A 17,743-nucleotide genomic window follows, 5' to 3' on the forward strand; every position below is an offset into this window, starting at 1 on the left:
CACCTCCCTGTCTTTATCGCACTCCCAGAAAATAGACGACAAAGCCGGCTCCGGCCAGGACTCGGTACCAGACGAATGTATACAAGGTTCGGTGCTGCACCAGGCGGAGCAGGAGTGCCACGCTCAGGTAGCCGAAAATGGCGGAACTGGCGATGCCAATGAGAAGCGGCATTCCCTCACCCACTGGGATACCGGTTTTCAGTAGTTTTCCGACTTTAAGAATGCCGGCGCCGGCAACGATGGGAAGGGAGAGCAGAAACGAAAAGCGGGCGGCAGTCTCTCTGTTGTAGCCCAGAAAAAGTGCGGCGGTAATGGTGATCCCTGAGCGGGAAACCCCCGGCATCAGGGCCAGGCACTGGGCAAAGCCGACTAATAGAGCGTTTTTAAGGTTCATCCGATCCAGTTTCCAGCGTTTGGCGCTGATGGTGTCGGATAGGGCGAGCAGCAGGCCGAAGGCTACCAGAAAAGAGACAATGAGGAGCGGGCTACCGCGAAAAAAATCTTCTACAGGTCCTTCCAGGGTCTTGCCGGCAATGGCTGCGGGGACGGTTCCGGCGATTATGTACAACGGCAGGCGGCTTTCCGGAGTGTGAAAGCCCTTGCCGGTGAGGCCGTTGAAAAAATGGTAAACTAGGTCGACAATGTCCCGCCAGAAATATGCAGTGAGAGCGAAGAGTGTCCCCAGGTGCAGAGCCACATCAAAGGTAAGGCCGGATTCGGGCCAATGGAGTATCTCCGGAATCAGGATCAGGTGGGCCGAGCTGCTGATGGGGAGGACTTCCGTCAGCCCTTGAATGGCACCCAGGATGAGGGCATGTAGCGGTTCCATGGCGATTCTCCGTAGTCAAGTTTATGCGCCTCACCTTACGGAATGAGACACGTGAAATCAAGGAGAAATGGTTTGCAGGGGGGTGCTGTAACCACATTGTGACAATTCTTCTGGGCAGTACGGCAAAAGTGTGCTATCAGTGGTCGGCTTTAGCCGGATATCCCGGGAATAGGGATGCCGGCACCGTACACTATCGGTCAGGGAGGACCACATGTTCGGACTGATCCCCAAAGAAGAAAAGTTTTTCCAGATGTTCAAGGAGATGACGGCCAACACCATCAAGGGGGCCGAACTCCTCAAGGAGATGATCGACGATTTCGAGGACCCAGCCGGGAGCCAGCGGCGGATCAAGGATGCCGAGCACAAGGGGGACTCCCTTACCCACGACATCATCAAGAAGCTCAACAAGAGTTTCATCACCCCGTTCGATCGTGAAGATATCTACTCCCTTGCATCCAAGCTCGACGATATAATGGACCTGATCGATGCATCATCACAGCGTATGGTCATGTACAACGTGGAGAAGCCGACCTCTGAGGCAAAACAGCTTGCCTTTATCATCCTCAAGTCGTGTCAGGCCCTGGACAAGGCGGTTGCCCTGCTGGGAGGGAAGCTGGAACCGATCGCCGAGTACTGCGTCGAGGTGAATGCCCTGGAGAACGAGGCGGACAGGGTTTGCCGCGAGGCCATCAGTCGTCTGTTCGACGAGGAAAAGGATCCGATCCAGTTGATCAAGTGGAAAGAGATCTACGAGACACTGGAGCGGGCCACCGACAAGTGTGAGGACGCGGCCAACATCCTGGAGAGCGTGGTGGTGAAAAATGGTTGATCTGGCGCTCGTCATGCTGGCGTTGGTGATCTTCGCCGCCCTGGCGTTCGATTACATCAACGGGTTCCATGACACTGCCAACGCCATCGCCACCTGTGTTTCGACACGGGCGCTCTCGATCAGAAGCGCCATTCTCATGGCCGCCGGCCTCAATTTTCTCGGCGCCATGGTTTCCACCAAGGTGGCTGCCACCATCGGCAAGGGTATCGTCGACGCCAGCCACATCACCCAGATGGTCGTGCTGGCAGGTATCCTGGGTGCAATCATCTGGGACCTGGTCACCTGGTATTACGGGCTTCCCTCTTCCTCCTCCCACGCCATTATCGGCGGTCTCATGGGGGCCGTCATCGCCCATGACGGGTTGGGGACCCTGCACTGGGGCGGCTTGAAAAATATCATCCTCTCCCTGATCATTTCCCCCATTATCGGCACCGTCCTCGGATTCGTATTCATGGTCGCCCTGCTCTGGATAGTCAAGGACAAGGCCCCCCACGTGCTGAACAAGGGATTTCGCAAGCTCCAGATCCTGTCTGCCGCCGTCATGGCCTTTTCCCACGGTACGGCCGATGCCCAGAAGTCCATGGGGGTCATCACCATGGCCCTGGTGAGTTACGGCATGCTTCCCACCTTTGTCGTGCCGGTCTGGGTAAAGATTGCCTGTGCCGTGGCCATGGGGCTCGGTACCGCTGGCGGCGGCTGGCGGATCATCAAGACTGTCGGCAAGGACTTCGTCAAGCTCCAGCCGGTCCACGGCTTTTGCGTGGAGACCGCCTCGGCAGGGGTGATCCTTGGGGCTTCATCCTTTGGGATGCCGGTCAGCACCACCCATGTCATCACCTCCGCCATTCTGGGGGTCGGCCTGTCCCGCCGGCTCACGGCGGTCAACTGGAACGTGGCCAACCGGATCGTGGTTGCCTGGGTCCTGACCATTCCGGCCTCGGCGGTGGTGGCGGGGGTTACCTACCTCGTACTCAGTCCGTTTCTCGGCAAATAGACGAATCACTCCAGCTGGCTCAGGATATGAGAAAGGCGGGAGATCATCCCGCCTTCTTAGTCCAGTTCTTCTCCTACCTCTTCCATCTCCCTGGTCAGCTCGGCCAGGGCCTCATCCTTTTTCCTGAACCGCACCACCAGATAGTAACAGGCAAAGTAGCCGATGACCGCGCAGACGAAACCGATCAGCGACGAGCCGAGGAGCAGGGACTTGGCGTAGATCTTCAGGTGCTGCCATTCCAGCCCCTTAACTTTCATCTCGATGGGTGGCAGACCGCGCAGCATGCGGCCGAGCTTGTAGCTGAGCCCCAGGGCCGGGACCACGGTGAGGGGGGTGTTGATCCAGGCGCCGGTGATGCAGGTCAGCTTGTTCAGTCGGAAGAGGAAGGCGGCCGCAATGGCCAGGGGGGTGTGGATGCCGAAAAAGGGGGTGAAACTGATGAAAACCCCGACCGCGAAGCCGGCAGCGATATGGCCGGGGTGGCTGTCGAGGGAGAGGATCTCCTTGAAACGTTTTTTCCAGACTTCCTTGTCGAACACTGTCATCTCCCCGCTGGCGGCTTGCAGTCTAGATGCCGCCCAGTTTCTTGTCAATGCATTTCACGGCAATCTCGTGTTCTGTATGGATGCATGCTTGGTGTGTGTTAATATTGCAAAAATGCCCGACGATTGTTGCATGATTCCGCTTGACTGCATATGAAATAAAATATATATAAAAAATTATATGTAATACGTGGAGGTATACCGTGCATCTCGCAAATAGTTTGGTGCTTGTTGTCTCAATCCTGGCACCGTTGACAGTCTGGGCGTCAGATGCGTCCATCTCGCTGGGCGATGCCGTCCGGCAGGCCCTTGCCAGAAATCATCTCCTTCTGGCTGCCTCCCACGAGCAGGCGGCAGCAACGGCTGAGCGGTCGGCCAGCCGCAGCCGCTACCTTCCCCGTCTCACCCTGGAGGAGAGCGCCGTGTTGACCAACTCCCCGACCCGGGCCTTCATGATGCGGCTGGACGAGGGGCGCTTCTCTCTGGCCGGCGACCTGAACCACCCGGACGTTACCGGCGACTTCCAGACCGCGATCACCCTTGAACAGCCGCTGTTGGATTTCCGTATCGGCAGTGTCGTGGCCATGGCTGGCAAGGAGGTAGAAAAACGGGATCTTGCCCTGCAGCGGAGGCGGGAGGATATTGCACTCAAAACTGTGAACGTTTACCTGGACCTGCAGAAGGCCAAGGCACAGGCGCAGGTTGCTGAACAGGCGGTGCAGGATGCCCGTGAGCACCTGCGGCTGGCCTCGGTCAGGGGGGCGGCCGGGGTTGGGCTCAAGTCCGACGAGCTGAGGGCGCGTACCTTTGTCGCGGACCAGGAGCAGCAGGCCATAGTTGCCGGAAATGCCGTGCAGATGGCCATGCTCAGGCTCGCCGCGGTGACCGGGACTGACGATGGCAAAGGGCTCGATATCGCAGTAAACTATGAGGCTCCGGCAGTTGCGGGTAACCGTAGCGAACTGGAACGCCTGGCCCTGGAGAATCGACTGGAACTGAAAGAAATGGGGGCGGAGGTGGAAAAGACTGAACTCGGCATCCGGAATGCCAGGGCTGCCTACTACCCGACTGTACATGGCATTGCCCGTTATCAGCAGAACGATCGGGACATCCCGTTCGGTCGGGACAACGATGCCTGGCTGGTTGGTGCCACGTTGCGCTGGGAGCTGTTCGACGGTTACAAACGGGGGCATGATACCGAAAAGGCCAGGGCGGAGAAAAGGTCGGTAGAGGAGTACCGGGCCGAACTGCGCCAGGAGATCCGGTTGCAGGTGGCGGAGAGCAGCCTGCGGCGGGAAGAGACGGGAAAACGGCTGGAGGTTTCGCGGCATGCGGCTGCCGATGCTGCCGAAGGGGTACGGCTCCTGACCAGGCGGTACGAGAGCTCGGTGTCGCTCATGGTTGAACTGCTGGATGCGCAGACCGTCCTGAACCGGGCACGGGCCCAGGTGGCAGAGATGGAGGTGGAATCCGCCCGGGCATCGGTGCAACTGCTCCATGCCTCAGGGATGCTCCTCAAGGAGGTTATGCAATGAGTGGTACACTACGCGTGATACCCGTTGTCCTGGTCATCGGTATGCTGCTGGCCGGCGGTTGCGGCTCGAAGGAAAAGCCTGTGCCGGGAGCAGTGCAGCCGGGTGTTGTGAAGGGAGTCCTGGTGCAGACGGTTCGGGAGGCGACGGTAGCGGAAGAGTTCGTGGCCGCCGGCACGGTCCGATCCAGGAACAGCGCTGCGGTTGCGGCCCGGATTGCCGGTACCGTCACCTCGCTGGCGGTCAGGGAGGGTGACCGGGTCACAAAGGGACGATTCCTTCTCACTATCGAGGCAACCGAGCAGAGCGCCACTGCCGCCGCTGGCCGGGCCGGCGTCGAAGAGGCCGGCCGCGGCCTGGACGAAGCCAGGTCCCGTCTTGCCCTGGCAGAGACTACGTACGCCCGGTTCAGCACCCTCTACCGGGAGGAGGCGGCAACGAAGCAGGAGCTGGACATACGCAAGGCTGACCGCGACGTGGCTCTCCAGTCGGTTGCCCGGGCCGAAGCCCGGCTCGAACAGGCCCGCCAGGGCTCACGGGCTGCCGGCACCGTTGCCGGTTATGGCCGTGTCGTTGCCCCGCTGGCCGGGGTGGTCACCGCAAAAAGCGTAGCCGCAGGGATGACGGTTTTCCCGGGCATGCCGCTCGTCACCATCGAAGAAGAGGGGGACTACCGTCTCGAAGCGATGGTGCCGGAGTCGGTCATGAAGGTGGTAAAGCTCGGGCAGGTGGTGGGAGTGACGATCGACGGTGCCACAATTCAAGGGAAGGGTCGGGTGGTGGAGATCGTTCCGGCTGCTGACCCTGCCACGCACACCTTTACGGTCAAGATCGACCTGGCCGGGAAGGGGCTCAGGTCGGGCATGTTCGGACGGGCCGGATTCACGATGGCCAGCCGTCCGGGACTGGTGGTGCCGAAAGGGGTAGTGGTGGAACGGGGGGCGCTCACGTCGCTCTGGGTGCTGGATCGGGAGCATATCGCCCGACTGCGCCTGATCAAGCTCGGCAAGGAGCAGGACGGTGGCGTTGAGGTAGTATCAGGCCTCTCTCCCGGTGAGACGATTGTCGTCGGTAATACGCAGAAGGTAACCGAAGGTATGCGGGTCGAACCATGACAAACGTTTCGGAGATATATCCATGACCGGTCTCGGCGTTGCCGGCAGAATTGCACGGGCCTTCATCGACTCGAAGCTGACCCCGCTGATCGTTGCGGCCTCCCTGTTGTTGGGTCTCTTTGCGGTCAAGATGACACCCCGTGAGGAAGAGCCCCAGATCGTGGTGCCGATGGTCGACATCTATCTGCCGCTTCCCGGCGCTACCCCCGGCGAGGTGCAGGAGCGGGTGGTCAAGCCGATCGAAGCGCGGATGTGGGAGATCAAGGGGGTCGAGTACCTCTACTCCATGGCCAGGCCGGGTCTGGGGATCGTTACGGTCCGGTTCCTGGTGGGGCAGAATATGGAAGAGTCCCTGGTCAAGCTCTACAACAAGGTGATGAGCAACCGGGGGATACTGCCTCCCGGCGCGGGCGAGCCGCTGGTGGCGCCCAAATCCATCGACGATGTCCCGATCGTCACCCTCACCCTCTGGTCGGACCGCTATGACCATGGCTCCCTGAGGCGGGTGGCCCGTGAGCTGTGCGATGAGCTGAAAAAGTCGGAAAACGTAGCCGAGACCGAGATCAAAGGGGGCTTTTCGCGCCAGGTCAGGGTTATGCTCGATCCGGCCCGGCTGACCGGCCACGGGGTTTCGCCGCTCCAGGTCGCGGGAGCCCTCCAGAAGGGGAATGCTGCCCTGCAGACCGGCAGCATGTCCGCCGGGAACCGGGAGTTCCTGGTGGACAGCGGCCAGTTCCTGGACAGTATCGATGCCGTGCGCAACCTGGTGGTCAGCGTTGCGGGGGGGCGCCCGGTCTACCTTGCCGACGTGGCCACAATAACGGACGGCATGCAGGAGCCGCAGGATTACGTCTTTTTCGGCCTGGGACCGCATGCCGGGGCGATGCACAACTCGACCGTGCAGCTGAACAGACAGGCCGATTACCCGGCGGTCACCATTTCCATTGCCAAGCGCAAGGGGGCGAATGCCACCTGGGTAGCCGAGGACCTGCTGAAGAAGGTGGAATTCCTGAAGGGGAAAACCATCCCTTCGGACGTGCAGGTGACGGTTACCCGCAACTATGGCGAGACCGCCCGGGAAAAGAATAATGAACTGCTCTTTCACATGTTCCTGGCGGCCATCTCGGTCACCATCCTGATTGCCGTTTTCATGGGGTGGCGGGCCGGCGCCGTGGCTGCCATCGCCATTCCGGTGACCCTGGCCCTGACCATGCTGATCTTTTACCTGATCGGCTACACCCTGAACCGGATCACCCTGTTTGCTCTGATCTTTTCCATCGGCATCCTGGTGGACGATGCCATCGTGGTGGTCGAGAACATCCATCGCTATTTCACCACAACCCGCTTCAAGCCGCTGGAGGCGGCGATCAGGGCAGTGGACGAGATCGGCAACCCGACCATACTGGCTACGTTCGCGGTTATTGCCTCCATCCTCCCCATGGGGTTTGTCGGCGGCCTCATGGGTCCGTACATGCGGCCGATCCCGGTCGGTGCCAGCATGGCCATGCTCTTCTCGCTCCTCATTGCCTTCATCGTTACCCCCTATTTCGCCTACCGGTTCATGAAAGGGGAGTCGCAGCACGGCAGCAGTGCCGAGGCTGACGATTCGAAGCTGACCGCCTTCTATCGCCGCGCCATGGGGGCGCTCATTCACCGGAAACGGCTCCGGTACGGCTTTCTGGCGAGTGTGGTGATCCTTCTGCTCCTCTCCTGTTCGTTGATCTACTTCAAGTTGGTGACGGTCAAGATGCTGCCGTTCGACAACAAGAACGAACTGCAGGTGATCGTCGATGCGCCGGACGGGACCACGCTGGAGCAGACGGCGCGGATTGTCGCCGAGATGGGGACTGCCCTGCGGACTGTGCCGGAAGTCGCCAACTTCCAGAGCTATGTGGGGACCAGCGCACCGTTCAACTTCAACGGCCTGGTACGCCACTACTATCTCCGGAAAGGGAGCAACCTGGCCGACATCCAGGTGAACCTGGCGCACAAGGACGAACGCCACGACCAGTCACACGATATTGCCAAGCGGGTGAGGCCGCTCTTGAAGACGGTGGCGGACCGGTACGGCGCCCGGGTGAAGGTGGCCGAGATTCCGCCGGGGCCGCCGGTTCTCTCCACACTCGTGGCAGAGATCTACGGCCCGGATGCGGCAACCCGGGCCGAGGTTGCCCGGCGGGTAAAGGAGATTTTCAGCACGACTGCCGGCGTGGTGGATGTGGACTGGTACCGGGAGGACGATCAGCAGAAGGTCACGTTTGCAGTTGACAGGGAGAAGGCCGCCCTGGCCGGCATTGCCAGCGACGAGGTGGCCAGTACCCTGCGCCTCGCCCTGTCCGGCATGGATGCGGGGCTGCTCCATCTTCCCAGGGAGAAGGAGCCGGTCACCATCAATCTGCGCCTGCCGGTTGCCGACCGCAGTTCCGCCGCGGCTCTTGCCAACATCAATCTGCCGACTGCCGGCGGCACGGTACCGCTTTCGCAACTGGTGCGGGTCAGCCAGGCCGCGGAACAAAAGACACTTTACCGCAAGAACCTGAAGGACAGTGTCTATGTCATCGGCGACGTGGCCGGGGTCATCGAGGCGCCGGTCTATGCCATCCTGAAGATGCAAAAGGAGATCGAGAAGATCCCTACACCGGACGGGACCCGGATCGAGCTGCTGGCGGCGCGCCAGCCGTGGGACGAGAACCATGTGGGGATGAAGTGGGACGGCGAATGGCATATTACCTATGAAGTCTTCCGTGACCTGGGGCTGGCCTTCGGTGCGGTCATGATCCTCATCTACGTGCTGGTGGTGGCCTGGTTCAGGGACTTCACCACGCCGCTGGTGATCATGGCCCCCATTCCCCTGACCCTGATCGGCATCCTGCCGGGCCATGCCATCATGGGCGCCTTTTTTACCGCCACCAGCATGATCGGTTTCATTGCCCTGGCCGGGATAATTGTGCGCAACTCCATCATTCTCATCGATTTCGCCGAGATGAAGCGGCGGGAGGGGCTGCCGCTGGATGAGGCGATCATCGAGGCCGGAGCGGTCCGCTTCCGTCCCATGCTCCTGACTGCGGCTGCGGTGGTAGTGGGGAGCTTCGTCATCGTCTTCGATCCGATCTTCCAGGGACTGGCCCTGGCGATGATGTGCGGCGAGATCGCCTCCACCGCACTGTCACGGGTGACGATTCCGATCCTTTACTATCTTGTGCAATCGTGGAAAGAACGGCATCATGTGGGTGAAGCCGTTGATGACTAAGGAAACATCACGCAAAAAGAGGAATACATGCACTGGTTAAAGAAGAAAGAGCCTTCCCTGGAAACGCTGGAACTGGCTGAGCTGTGTCAAGTGGAAGGTGAGGCGCTCTACCGCTCGGGCAGGTATCATTGCGCCGAAGCGGTGTTGGAGGTGGTGCGGCGGCATTTCAGTCCGGATACCCCGGCTGCGGTTGTCAATGCCGTGAGCGGTTTCGGTGGCGGGTCCGGTGTCGGCTGTATCTGCGGCGCGGTGTCGGGCGGCACCGTGGCGCTGGGTCTGGTGTTGAACGACAAGAAGCTGACAACCCATCTGACCCGTGAGCTGCATGGCTGGTTCAAGGAGAAATATGGGGTCACCTGCTGCAAGACCATCCGCCAGACCCATAAGGGGAAGGAGACCTGCCCGGTGCTGACGGGCGAGGTGGCGGGGAAGATTGCCGAACTGTTGTCGAGAACGTGAAAAGGAGCATGTCATGAAAGAAGGATTCTATGTCGAGCGGGTCGTCCGGATCATTGCCGGCAGTTTTGTGCTGATCTCTCTGCTGCTGGCCCATTTCCACAGCCAGAACTGGCTCTGGTTCACCGGCTTTGTCGGGCTGAACCTGTTCCAGTCCGGCTTCACCCAGTTCTGCCCGATGTTCAGCATCCTGGAAAAACTGGGTGTACCCCGGTTCCCGAAAGAGTGTTGCAGCAAGCGATGAAGCATCGTATCACGGTGCTGTGCGACAATACGGTCGGGCCGGTAACCGGTACCCTGGGCGAGCACGGTTTTGCCGCCCTGGTGGAGCATCCCGCTGGAGCGCTCCTCTTCGATACGGGGCAAGGGGCGACGCTATTGGCCAATGCCCAGCGGCTGAACAAGGATCTCCACCGGGTCGGGACGGTGGTCCTGTCCCACGGGCACTGCGACCACACCGGCGGGCTCTTGCCGCTTCTGCGGATCTGCGGGCCAAGGAGGGTGCTGGCCCATCCGGGGGTTTTCGCCTCGCGCTACCGGGTGAAGGATACGGGAGAGGCCATTGCCATCGGAATACCGTACACAGAGGAGTATCTCCAGGAGCACGGTGCCCGGTTCGATCTCAGTCGTGAGCCACGGGAAGTGGCAGCCGGTCTGCTTCTCACCGGCGAGGTGCCGCACCGTACTGATTTCGAGACAGGGGATCGGGGATTGTACAGCGATCCCGTGAAAGAACATATTGATCTGCTCCCTGACGACCAGTCGCTGGTCATCAGGGGCGAGCGCGGTCTGACCATATTGCTCGGCTGCTGCCACGCCGGCTTGGTGAACACCATTGAAGCGGCCCGGCAACTGACCGGCGAAGATGAGGTCTATGCTGTGGTGGGGGGGACCCATCTGGGGTTCTGCACTGGGAGTCAATTGGAGCAAACGATCCAGGCGCTGCGCCGTTTTCGGGTCAAGAAGATCTGCGCAAGCCATTGCACCGGTTTTGCGGCGGCAGCCCGCCTGGCGCACGAGTTCCCCGGGGCGTTTCAGCCGACAGCGGTCGGCTATTGTCTGGAGGTGTAAATAATGAAAAAGGTGGTTCGGTTATGAGAATGGTGGCAGTTATTTTTCTGTTCCTGCTGTGTGTCGTCGGGGTAGCATCGGCCTCGCCCGCCCACAACGTCACATCCGGCGACGTAAAGATAATGCTCAACAAGGACAAGAAGATTTTTCTCCTCGACGTGCGCACCGTGGAGGAGTTCCGCCAGGCCCGGCTGCGTGGTGCCACCCTGATTCCGATTGGCGAAATCGAGCGTCGTTACTTCGAAGTCCCCAAGGACCGGCCGGTGGTGGTCTACTGCGCCGTTGGCTCACGGTCCGGGCCTGTTGCGGACTTTCTGGAGAAAAAGGGGTATCGGCAGGTCTACAACATGAAAGACGGTATTGTGGGGTGGTATCGTAGCGGGTACCCCATCGAGCGCTGAACGAATACAAGGATAGAGAGTCGCTCTTTCAATCGGGAAAGGGGGTGGGCCGGGCTCATCCCCCTTTTTTATGTTGTTGAGAGTTAGACATTTTCGGGTGGAATCTCGTAAAGTTTTTTGAGCATTTTCACTGTTTTGTGCCGATTTGTGCCATGATTTTTCCTAAAGTTGCCAGAATCGTGCCCGATATGGAAGGTCATGGACCGTTCGACTCGCCATCAAGAGGGAACCGGCAACGACCGGGGATTAGCAGTTGATCAACAGGGCATGGCTCCCTTCATCATTGATCAACTGAGACACGGTGTGATTTTTGTCGACCGTGTGGGTGGCATCAGGACGATCAACCGGGAGGCCTGCCGTCTTCTTAACGCAGACCCGGATGATGTGCAGGGGAAACGGGTCGACATGCTCCCCATTCGTGCTCCCCTGTTCAAGATTCTCGGGGAAAACAGCAGGGGAGCGGGGGTAGAGGTGAGCAGCGGTGGCCTTGTGCTGACAGTAAGGTCACAGAGGTTTACCGATCCCGCCGGAACAGAGCACGGCATTCTTTACGAAGTGAGGGACATTACCCGGGAACGGAAGGAGAGGCGTCAACGTGAAGAGTTCGTGGCCATGATGACCCACGATCTGAAATCTCCCCTTACCGTTGTGGGTGGTTACCTGCAGTCGATGGCAATGGCACTTGCAGAAGGTGAAGCGGTGGATCGGATCATGCTCTGTCTCCAAGAGGCAGAGCGGGCCTGCGGCAAGATGCTGAGGATGATCGAGAATATTCTTGATACCTATCGCCTGGAAGTGGGGCTGTTAAAGATCCAGCGCGAGTACTGCGATCTGAAAAAACTCTTGGCAGATTGGGGGGCGGGGTTTCAGCAGGAAGCGAAAGAGCAGGGGGTAGCGCTCACCTTCTCCGCTACGGCGGACATTCCACCGCTGAAACTGGACGAGAAGCAGCTTTGGCGGGTTATTGCCAATCTCGTCGGCAATGCGGTGAAGTTTACTCCCAAGGGCGGGCGGGTGTCAGTTGCGGTACGGATGGAGGACGATATCCTTATGTTCACGGTTGCCGACACGGGCATCGGTATCCCAGCCAAGGATCTTGGCAAGATATTCAATAAATACTTCCGGGCCAAAGGTGCCATCGGCTTTAAAGGAACCGGCCTGGGGCTCGCCATCAGCAAGGCGATTGTGGAGGCCCATGGCGGAAAAATTGACGTAACGAGCCAGGAGGGTGAGGGGAGTTGCTTCACCGTCCTGATACCCGGAATGGTAACGCACGAAAAAAAGACGCACTAGCGTAGGTCGGAACGGTTTAATAACGCAGGTATGGCAGCTTGACGTGTACGTTTGGAAGCGGATGCACTCGATGTCATTCCACCAGAGCATTCTGAAAAATTAACTTCAAACCCATCAGTTATGAAAGGAGAACACCCATGGCAAACGTCTTGATAGTCGATGATTCATCCACTATGCGCAAGATCATCTCCCGCTCCCTTCGTCAGGCAGGGCTGGCCGTCGATGAAATCTACGAGGCCGGTGACGGCATCGAGGGGTTGAATGCGCTCAAGGGGAACAAGGTAGGCCTGATCCTCTCCGATATCAACATGCCCAACATGGACGGGCTGGAATTCATCAAACAGGTGCGGAGCAACGGCAATTCCGTTCCCATCGTCATGATCACGACCGAAGGAGGGGAGGATATCCTGAAAGAGGCCATCAACAGCGGCGCCAGCGACAGCATCAAGAAGCCGTTTACTCCCGACCAGCTTCAGGAAAAGCTCGGAGGACTCCTGTCATGACCCTGAATACCAATGTTTCAGAAGCGGTAGGCATGGAAGAACAGGATATGGTTGGCTACCTGATCCATGCCACCAAGGAAGTCTTCAATACCATGGTGATGATGGAACTGGATGACAGCTACCCTCTTCAGGAGCCCATTACCCATTTTCATTGTAGTGTCACCAGCATGGTCGGCCTGGCCGGAACCTATACCGGCATTCTTTCCATCCACTGTCCGCAGACATTTGCCCTGCGCATTACTTCAAGCATGCTGGGGATGGATGTAACTGAAATGGGGGAGGACGTGAACGATGCCCTTGGCGAACTGGCCAATATGCTGGGGGGGTATGTGAAACAGACTCTTTCCAAAGGGGGGCTGGATATAAATCTGTCCATTCCGACCGTAATTTCCGGAGAGGAATACACAGTAAACTCGACAGCCGACAGCGATTGTATTATTATCCCCTTCACCAACGATGGCGACCGTTTTCTCGTCGGGCTCAAACTCCAGAAGGAAGGGTAAGTAATGGGTAGGGTTGATGGCTGAGTTTGCTACGCTGACGGACGTTCTCGCCCGGTCTGTTGCCCAGGCCGGCGAGGAGAGCAGTATGCTCCTCGGGCAGACACTTACCTTCGAGGCAGGTGACTCGCTCAAGACGAATCGGGTAAGCTATTTTACCGGCCTTGACAGTGCCATCCTTGTCGCAACCGTAGAGTCGAAGGAAGAGTATACGGGAGAGTTCTATCTCCTCTTTACGCTCAGGGATGCCATCCTGATGAGCGGTCTTCTTCTCGGGATTCCTCCTGCCAGGATTTCCGAGAAGCGGAAACTGGCTATCGTCGAGAATGACGATACCGATGCATTTGGCGAGATCATGAACCAGCTCATCGGTTCATTCAACATGATTTTCAAGCCCAGTTTCCCCAACAAAGTCCATCTAAAACTTGTCAAACCGAAGAAGTATGTCCCCGATGTCGACCCGATAACCGAGGTGGATCCGGTCCCTGACGGGGAGTTCCTGCTATTCAGGACTTCGCCCAAGATGGACGGGTACGAGATGGACCACCTGGACATCCTGGTCCCTCTTCCCCTGGCCGAGCAGTTCGATCCCCCCCCTGCTGTTGAGGAAAAGCCGGCAGATGCGGTTGTCGAGGAAGCTCCACCGATTGCCGCCGCTGCCAATGAAACGATTGCCGCCGCTGTCGATGAAACGATTGCCGTTTCTGCGGAGGAAACCATCATCATCCTCGAAGACAATCAGCAGGAGCGTGAAAAGATGCGGGAATGCCTGGCATCGACCGGCCTCAAGCTTCTCGATGGCGCCCTGAGCGCTGATATCAGGGAACTGCTCCAGCAGGGACGTCCCCGGGTTGCCGTGGTCGGTGTGGCCGATACCGAGGATCGGGAACTTGCCCTCTGTATAAAAATTTCGTCGCTCAGCCAGGATCAGCCCCTTCCCATTATCATGTGTGCGCCGGAGTGGACGCGCAGCGGTGTCCTCAAGGCGATAAAGTATGGAGCCAGGGACATTGTTCTCAAGCCATACAGTGGAGAAGAGTTGGTTGCCAAGGTAAAAAAGTTCCTGAAGGCTGCCTAGTGTCAAAAAAACGTCAATATTGTCTCGCCTGTTTCGGCCCGTCTCTACTTTGTCACAACTAACCTGTTGATATTGTGTCGTAATAAAAGTTTTTTCGAGTGGGCATGTGAATTGCCTCTGAAGTATCCGAATGTATGCCCGAATTTCCGCACGGGACCGACGTGCTCGTCCGGCGGGGATCGGTAGGAGACGGCAGCGGAGTGCTTTCTTTCACCACGAGAAACCTGATATCAACTGTTCCCGGTTTGGCGCTGCGCCATGGGACTATGCTTTTGCTCGTCCTCTGCGCACTGCTCATGACAGTGGTGCCCGGGGGGGCCGCCGAACCATTGCCGGCGCGTCTCTGCCGTCTCGATATCGTGTCGGGCGATCAGTACACCCGCTTGCGCTTCAAGCTGGACAAGACTTCCTCATATACGGTGGATATGGTTCCCGGCAATCGCCTGCGTATCCGCCTCGACCATGCCAGTTCTCCGCACTTTAAAAAGCTGCGCTCTTTTACCAATCGCCAGGTGCAGGGTGTGACCGTCAGGAATCTGATGGGGGCAGTTGTGGCCGATATTGGTCTCAACGAGCAGGCAAGCGGTTTCCGTGTGCTCCCCTTGGCAGAGGCCGGAATACTGGTTGTCGATGTCGGTAAGTCGCTGGCAATGAAGGAGTCGCAGCAGGTTCTTGCCGACCGTCAACAGATCCTGCTCGGGGCCGGAAAACTGGTCAGGGAGTATGATCCTCCGCTTACCGCTGATTTTCCGTTCATTCCGACAGACCCCCAGACGCTGAAACAGATTATTCCCGCTTCAGATCTCAAGCAGTTTGCAATCGGTGAAGCGTTTCTCTACAAAGGGCAGGCGGCCGAGGCTGAGACTGTTTTTGCCGCGTTTGCCAAACGGGAACATCCTGTCGGGACCATTGCCGCCTATCGACTCGGCGAGGCCCGCTATGCGCTCCACAAGTATAAACCGGCTCTGGATGCCTTTCGCCAGGGCGAGGCGAAACTCCCTTCATACCTGCAGGAGCGTCCGATAACCGCCTTCTCGTATGCCGATACTCTGGTGCGTGTAGGTGGCAGCCCGACCAGAAAAACTTTTTCACACCTGATTGCGGCGTTCAGCGACAAACCGTATGCGTCTCTCATGGTTGCCAGGCTGGCCGATGTGCTTGCCAGGCAGGGGAACGATGCCGAGGCCCTGTTGATCTATCGGACCGTCATCAAGCTCTTCCCGGGATCACGGGGGGCCAATCATGCGGCAATGCAACTGGCCGATCGGCAATTTTTCAGCCAGAACCTGGAAACGTATCCCGTGCTGCTGCGTACCTATCGGGAGATTGGCAATACGTCGGGTGATTTTTCGCTCAAGGATGAGGCTTCATTCAGGGAGGCCCTGCTCGAATCACTGTATGGCCCAACCATCCTGGCCATGGCAAAGATAGATGAATATGAAAAGCGTTTCCCAACAGGTATTTTTGTCGCAACGGCCAAATCGGTAAAGGAACTGCTGCTGCCGAAGGTATACTGGGAACTGTTTGCCGCGAGAGACTATCACGGGCTTCTGCAACTGGTCCAAGACAACAGGTCTGGCCTGGCAGGCTGCGTGGCCGATCCCCGTTTCCTGCCAAGCCTCATGGAGGCATTTGCCGCTACCGGTCAGATCAAGGCTGAGATTGGACTCCTGGCCTATCTGATGCGCTATGATTTGGGAAAAAGCCAGTCACCGGAGATGATCCTGCGAATACTTGCGGATGCTGACCGGCTCGCCGACAACAAGCTTGCGGAAGAAGCTGCCACCATGTTTCTGGAGCGCTTTCCCAAACGCCCGGAAGCCGGGTCGATGCGTGAACGGCTGGCTGCCCTGCGTTTTCAGGAAGGACGCCCGGAGAGCGTTATTGCAGAACTTTCGCACCTCCTGAAACCGAACGTCAGGGCCGAGATGCCGGAGAGTTACTACTACCTGGGTAAGGCCCTGGTTGCCAAAGGAAAGCCTCAGGTTGCGGACCGTGCTTTGTCCGCATTCATCGAGGCCAGGAAGGGAAGCTCCCAGGCAGCCTATAGGGCCGATGCGTATTATACCCTCGTGCTGACCCGGCAGGCGTCGGGAAACAGACGCGGGGCGATAGATGCCTGTAAGGGGGGGCTGGCGGTGGCTACTAAAGGGGAGCACGATCAACTCCTGTACAAGCTGGGAGAGTTGCTGATCCAGGACCGTCGCATTCCCGAGGCACGGGCTCAATGGGAAAAGCTTGCCAAAGAGGGGAGCGATGAACAGTGGCGTAAGCTGGCTGGCCAGGCGATTGCCTCCCTTGATCTGCAGCAGGAACTGTCTGACGTGAAATCCCTCGTGTCAAAATAATGTCTTGTGTCAAAATGCTCCTGCCGGTTGTCGGTCCGACTCTTCTCAACATATGGTAATTGTTTAAAATTTGTTTGTATGTGGGCTGGTATGGGTTTTGCTCTCATCATGAGTCGCGGAGGTGTTGTCATGCCAGTAGACGGACTCTTCAGTAACACGGTTGAACTTCTGGGGAAGAGCATAGACCTCAGGACCAGAAATCATAATCTTATTTCCGCCAATATGGCCAATGCGGAGACCCCGGGCTACATGCCGACCCGGCTCTCTTTCGAGGGAGAGCTCAAGGAGGCGCTCCAAGGCCAGAAAAAGGGGACGACACTGGTTCCGGCCCACCCCCGTCACATTCCGGTCAAGGGGATGCGAAGATCTCTTGACCAGGTGCAGGGTACTCTGGAGGAGACTCCGGCCCCTAATCCGGGGCGTGATGGCAACAGGGTGGAGCTGGAGCAGGAGATGGCCAAGATGGCCGAGAACCAGATTCTCTACAACGCCTCGGTACAGATACTCGCCAAGAAGTTTGAAGGAATCAAGCAGGCGATAAAGGGGACTAACTGATGGATCTGTTTACGGCAATGGATGTAAGTTCTTCGGCCCTCACGGCCGAACGGACCCGGATGAATCTTATTTCCAGTAACCTGGCCAATGCCAATTCCACCCGGACTGCCGAAGGTGGGCCATATAAACGCAAAGATGCGGTGTTTGCGGCGCAACCGCTCAGTCAGCCCTTCAGTGCGGCTCTTAATAAGGCGGGGCTCCAACAGTTGAACAAGGTGAGCGTGTTGCAGGTGGTTGAGGATCAGAATCCCCCGCGGCTACAGTATGATCCGTCCCATCCGGACGCCGACGCCAAGGGATATGTGGCCATGCCGAACGTCAACGTGGTGGAGGAGATGGCTGACATGATCGCTGCCACCCGCTCCTATGAGGCCAATGTGACCACGTTGCAGGCTACCAAGAGCATGGCCTTGAAAACACTGGAAATCAGTCGTTGACAGTTGGAAT

18 protein-coding genes are annotated in these 17,743 nt (G+C 58.2%); 16 read left to right on the plus strand and 2 right to left on the minus strand.

What is annotated here, in order from left to right:
* Nucleotides 1-13 precede the first annotated feature (13 nt).
* Nucleotides 14-829: an undecaprenyl-diphosphatase UppP gene (gene uppP, locus JN12_RS13905; protein ID WP_145023748.1), complete on the minus strand. Its 816-nt coding sequence runs from the start codon at nt 827-829 to the stop codon at nt 14-16.
* A 211-nt stretch (nt 830-1,040) separates the two neighbouring features.
* Between uppP and JN12_RS13910 the strand changes: the two genes are divergently transcribed.
* Nucleotides 1,041-1,658: a DUF47 domain-containing protein gene (locus tag JN12_RS13910; RefSeq protein ID WP_145023750.1), complete on the plus strand. Its 618-nt coding sequence runs from the start codon at nt 1,041-1,043 to the stop codon at nt 1,656-1,658.
* Entirely contained in the window at nt 1,651-2,652 is a 1,002-nt protein-coding gene (locus tag JN12_RS13915; RefSeq protein ID WP_145023752.1) for an inorganic phosphate transporter, read from the plus strand. The genes JN12_RS13910 and JN12_RS13915 overlap by 8 nt, the downstream gene beginning before the upstream one ends.
* Nucleotides 2,653-2,708: 56 nt before the next feature.
* Here the strand turns inward: JN12_RS13915 and JN12_RS13920 are convergent, their stop codons facing one another.
* On the minus strand, nt 2,709-3,191 hold the full coding sequence (locus tag JN12_RS13920; RefSeq protein ID WP_145023754.1) for a DUF2062 domain-containing protein: 483 nt from the start codon (nt 3,189-3,191) through the stop codon (nt 2,709-2,711).
* A gap of 206 nt (nt 3,192-3,397) precedes the next feature.
* Here JN12_RS13920 and JN12_RS13925 point away from each other — a divergent pair, with 206 nt between their 5' ends.
* The 14 genes from JN12_RS13925 to flgC all read left to right on the plus strand — a co-directional run bounded on the left by JN12_RS13925 (nt 3,398) and on the right by flgC (nt 17,733).
* On the plus strand, nt 3,398-4,729 hold the full coding sequence (locus tag JN12_RS13925; protein ID WP_145023756.1) for a TolC family protein: 1,332 nt from the start codon (nt 3,398-3,400) through the stop codon (nt 4,727-4,729).
* Nucleotides 4,726-5,841: an efflux RND transporter periplasmic adaptor subunit gene (locus tag JN12_RS13930; RefSeq protein WP_145023758.1), complete on the plus strand. Its 1,116-nt coding sequence runs from the start codon at nt 4,726-4,728 to the stop codon at nt 5,839-5,841. Before JN12_RS13925 ends, JN12_RS13930 begins: the two co-directional genes overlap by 4 nt.
* A gap of 22 nt (nt 5,842-5,863) precedes the next feature.
* The gene (locus JN12_RS13935) at nt 5,864-9,091 is read left to right on the plus strand and encodes an efflux RND transporter permease subunit (RefSeq protein WP_145023760.1); all 3,228 of its coding nucleotides are present in this window, start codon (nt 5,864-5,866) and stop codon (nt 9,089-9,091) included.
* Between the two features lie 27 nt (nt 9,092-9,118).
* Nucleotides 9,119-9,550, plus strand: a complete 432-nt coding sequence (locus tag JN12_RS13940) for a C-GCAxxG-C-C family protein (protein ID WP_145023762.1) — start codon at nt 9,119-9,121, stop codon at nt 9,548-9,550.
* A gap of 13 nt (nt 9,551-9,563) precedes the next feature.
* Nucleotides 9,564-9,791: a YgaP family membrane protein gene (locus tag JN12_RS13945; protein WP_145023764.1), complete on the plus strand. Its 228-nt coding sequence runs from the start codon at nt 9,564-9,566 to the stop codon at nt 9,789-9,791.
* Entirely contained in the window at nt 9,788-10,618 is an 831-nt protein-coding gene (locus JN12_RS13950) for an MBL fold metallo-hydrolase (protein ID WP_145023766.1), read from the plus strand. Before JN12_RS13945 ends, JN12_RS13950 begins: the two co-directional genes overlap by 4 nt.
* Nucleotides 10,619-10,641: 23 nt before the next feature.
* On the plus strand, nt 10,642-11,019 hold the full coding sequence (locus JN12_RS13955; protein WP_145023768.1) for a rhodanese-like domain-containing protein: 378 nt from the start codon (nt 10,642-10,644) through the stop codon (nt 11,017-11,019).
* A gap of 198 nt (nt 11,020-11,217) precedes the next feature.
* Nucleotides 11,218-12,312 carry a sensor histidine kinase gene (locus tag JN12_RS13960; protein ID WP_145023770.1) on the plus strand — a complete coding sequence of 365 codons (1,095 nt, stop codon included), beginning with the start codon at nt 11,218-11,220 and terminating at the stop codon, nt 12,310-12,312.
* A 137-nt stretch (nt 12,313-12,449) separates the two neighbouring features.
* Nucleotides 12,450-12,815, plus strand: coding sequence for a response regulator (locus JN12_RS13965; RefSeq protein WP_145023772.1), 366 nt, complete (start codon nt 12,450-12,452; stop codon nt 12,813-12,815).
* Nucleotides 12,812-13,318 carry a chemotaxis protein CheX gene (locus JN12_RS13970; protein ID WP_145023774.1) on the plus strand — a complete coding sequence of 169 codons (507 nt, stop codon included), beginning with the start codon at nt 12,812-12,814 and terminating at the stop codon, nt 13,316-13,318. Before JN12_RS13965 ends, JN12_RS13970 begins: the two co-directional genes overlap by 4 nt.
* Before the next feature lie 16 nt (nt 13,319-13,334).
* Nucleotides 13,335-14,393 carry a response regulator gene (locus JN12_RS13975; RefSeq protein WP_145023776.1) on the plus strand — a complete coding sequence of 353 codons (1,059 nt, stop codon included), beginning with the start codon at nt 13,335-13,337 and terminating at the stop codon, nt 14,391-14,393.
* Between the two features lie 134 nt (nt 14,394-14,527).
* Complete coding sequence (locus JN12_RS13980) at nt 14,528-16,741, plus strand: tetratricopeptide repeat protein (protein WP_145023778.1); 2,214 nt, start codon at nt 14,528-14,530, stop codon at nt 16,739-16,741.
* 129 nt (nt 16,742-16,870) lie between these two features.
* Complete coding sequence (gene flgB / locus JN12_RS13985; protein WP_145023780.1) at nt 16,871-17,296, plus strand: flagellar basal body rod protein FlgB; 426 nt, start codon at nt 16,871-16,873, stop codon at nt 17,294-17,296.
* Nucleotides 17,296-17,733 (plus strand): flagellar basal body rod protein FlgC, encoded by a 438-nt coding sequence (flgC, locus tag JN12_RS13990; RefSeq protein WP_145023783.1) that lies wholly within the window; start codon nt 17,296-17,298, stop codon nt 17,731-17,733. Before flgB ends, flgC begins: the two co-directional genes overlap by 1 nt.
* Nucleotides 17,734-17,743 lie beyond the last annotated feature (10 nt).

Source organism: Geobacter argillaceus (assembly GCF_007830735.1).
GTDB classification, from domain to species: Bacteria; Desulfobacterota; Desulfuromonadia; order Geobacterales; family DSM-12255; genus Geomobilibacter; species Geomobilibacter argillaceus.

Coding starts and splice junctions, on each gene's coding strand:
- flgC (WP_145023783.1), top strand. CDS start 17,296: ATGGATCTGTTTACGGCAATGGATGTAAGTTCTTCGGCCCTCACGGCC.
- JN12_RS13915 (WP_145023752.1), top strand. CDS start 1,651: ATGGTTGATCTGGCGCTCGTCATGCTGGCGTTGGTGATCTTCGCCGCC.
- flgB (WP_145023780.1), top strand. CDS start 16,871: ATGCCAGTAGACGGACTCTTCAGTAACACGGTTGAACTTCTGGGGAAG.
- JN12_RS13975 (WP_145023776.1), top strand. CDS start 13,335: ATGGCTGAGTTTGCTACGCTGACGGACGTTCTCGCCCGGTCTGTTGCC.
- JN12_RS13945 (WP_145023764.1), top strand. CDS start 9,564: ATGAAAGAAGGATTCTATGTCGAGCGGGTCGTCCGGATCATTGCCGGC.
- JN12_RS13910 (WP_145023750.1), top strand. CDS start 1,041: ATGTTCGGACTGATCCCCAAAGAAGAAAAGTTTTTCCAGATGTTCAAG.
- JN12_RS13930 (WP_145023758.1), top strand. CDS start 4,726: ATGAGTGGTACACTACGCGTGATACCCGTTGTCCTGGTCATCGGTATG.
- JN12_RS13935 (WP_145023760.1), top strand. CDS start 5,864: ATGACCGGTCTCGGCGTTGCCGGCAGAATTGCACGGGCCTTCATCGAC.
- JN12_RS13950 (WP_145023766.1), top strand. CDS start 9,788: ATGAAGCATCGTATCACGGTGCTGTGCGACAATACGGTCGGGCCGGTA.
- uppP (WP_145023748.1), bottom strand. CDS start 829: ATGGAACCGCTACATGCCCTCATCCTGGGTGCCATTCAAGGGCTGACG.
- JN12_RS13960 (WP_145023770.1), top strand. CDS start 11,218: ATGGACCGTTCGACTCGCCATCAAGAGGGAACCGGCAACGACCGGGGA.
- JN12_RS13955 (WP_145023768.1), top strand. CDS start 10,642: ATGAGAATGGTGGCAGTTATTTTTCTGTTCCTGCTGTGTGTCGTCGGG.
- JN12_RS13980 (WP_145023778.1), top strand. CDS start 14,528: ATGCCCGAATTTCCGCACGGGACCGACGTGCTCGTCCGGCGGGGATCG.
- JN12_RS13965 (WP_145023772.1), top strand. CDS start 12,450: ATGGCAAACGTCTTGATAGTCGATGATTCATCCACTATGCGCAAGATC.
- JN12_RS13940 (WP_145023762.1), top strand. CDS start 9,119: ATGCACTGGTTAAAGAAGAAAGAGCCTTCCCTGGAAACGCTGGAACTG.
- JN12_RS13970 (WP_145023774.1), top strand. CDS start 12,812: ATGACCCTGAATACCAATGTTTCAGAAGCGGTAGGCATGGAAGAACAG.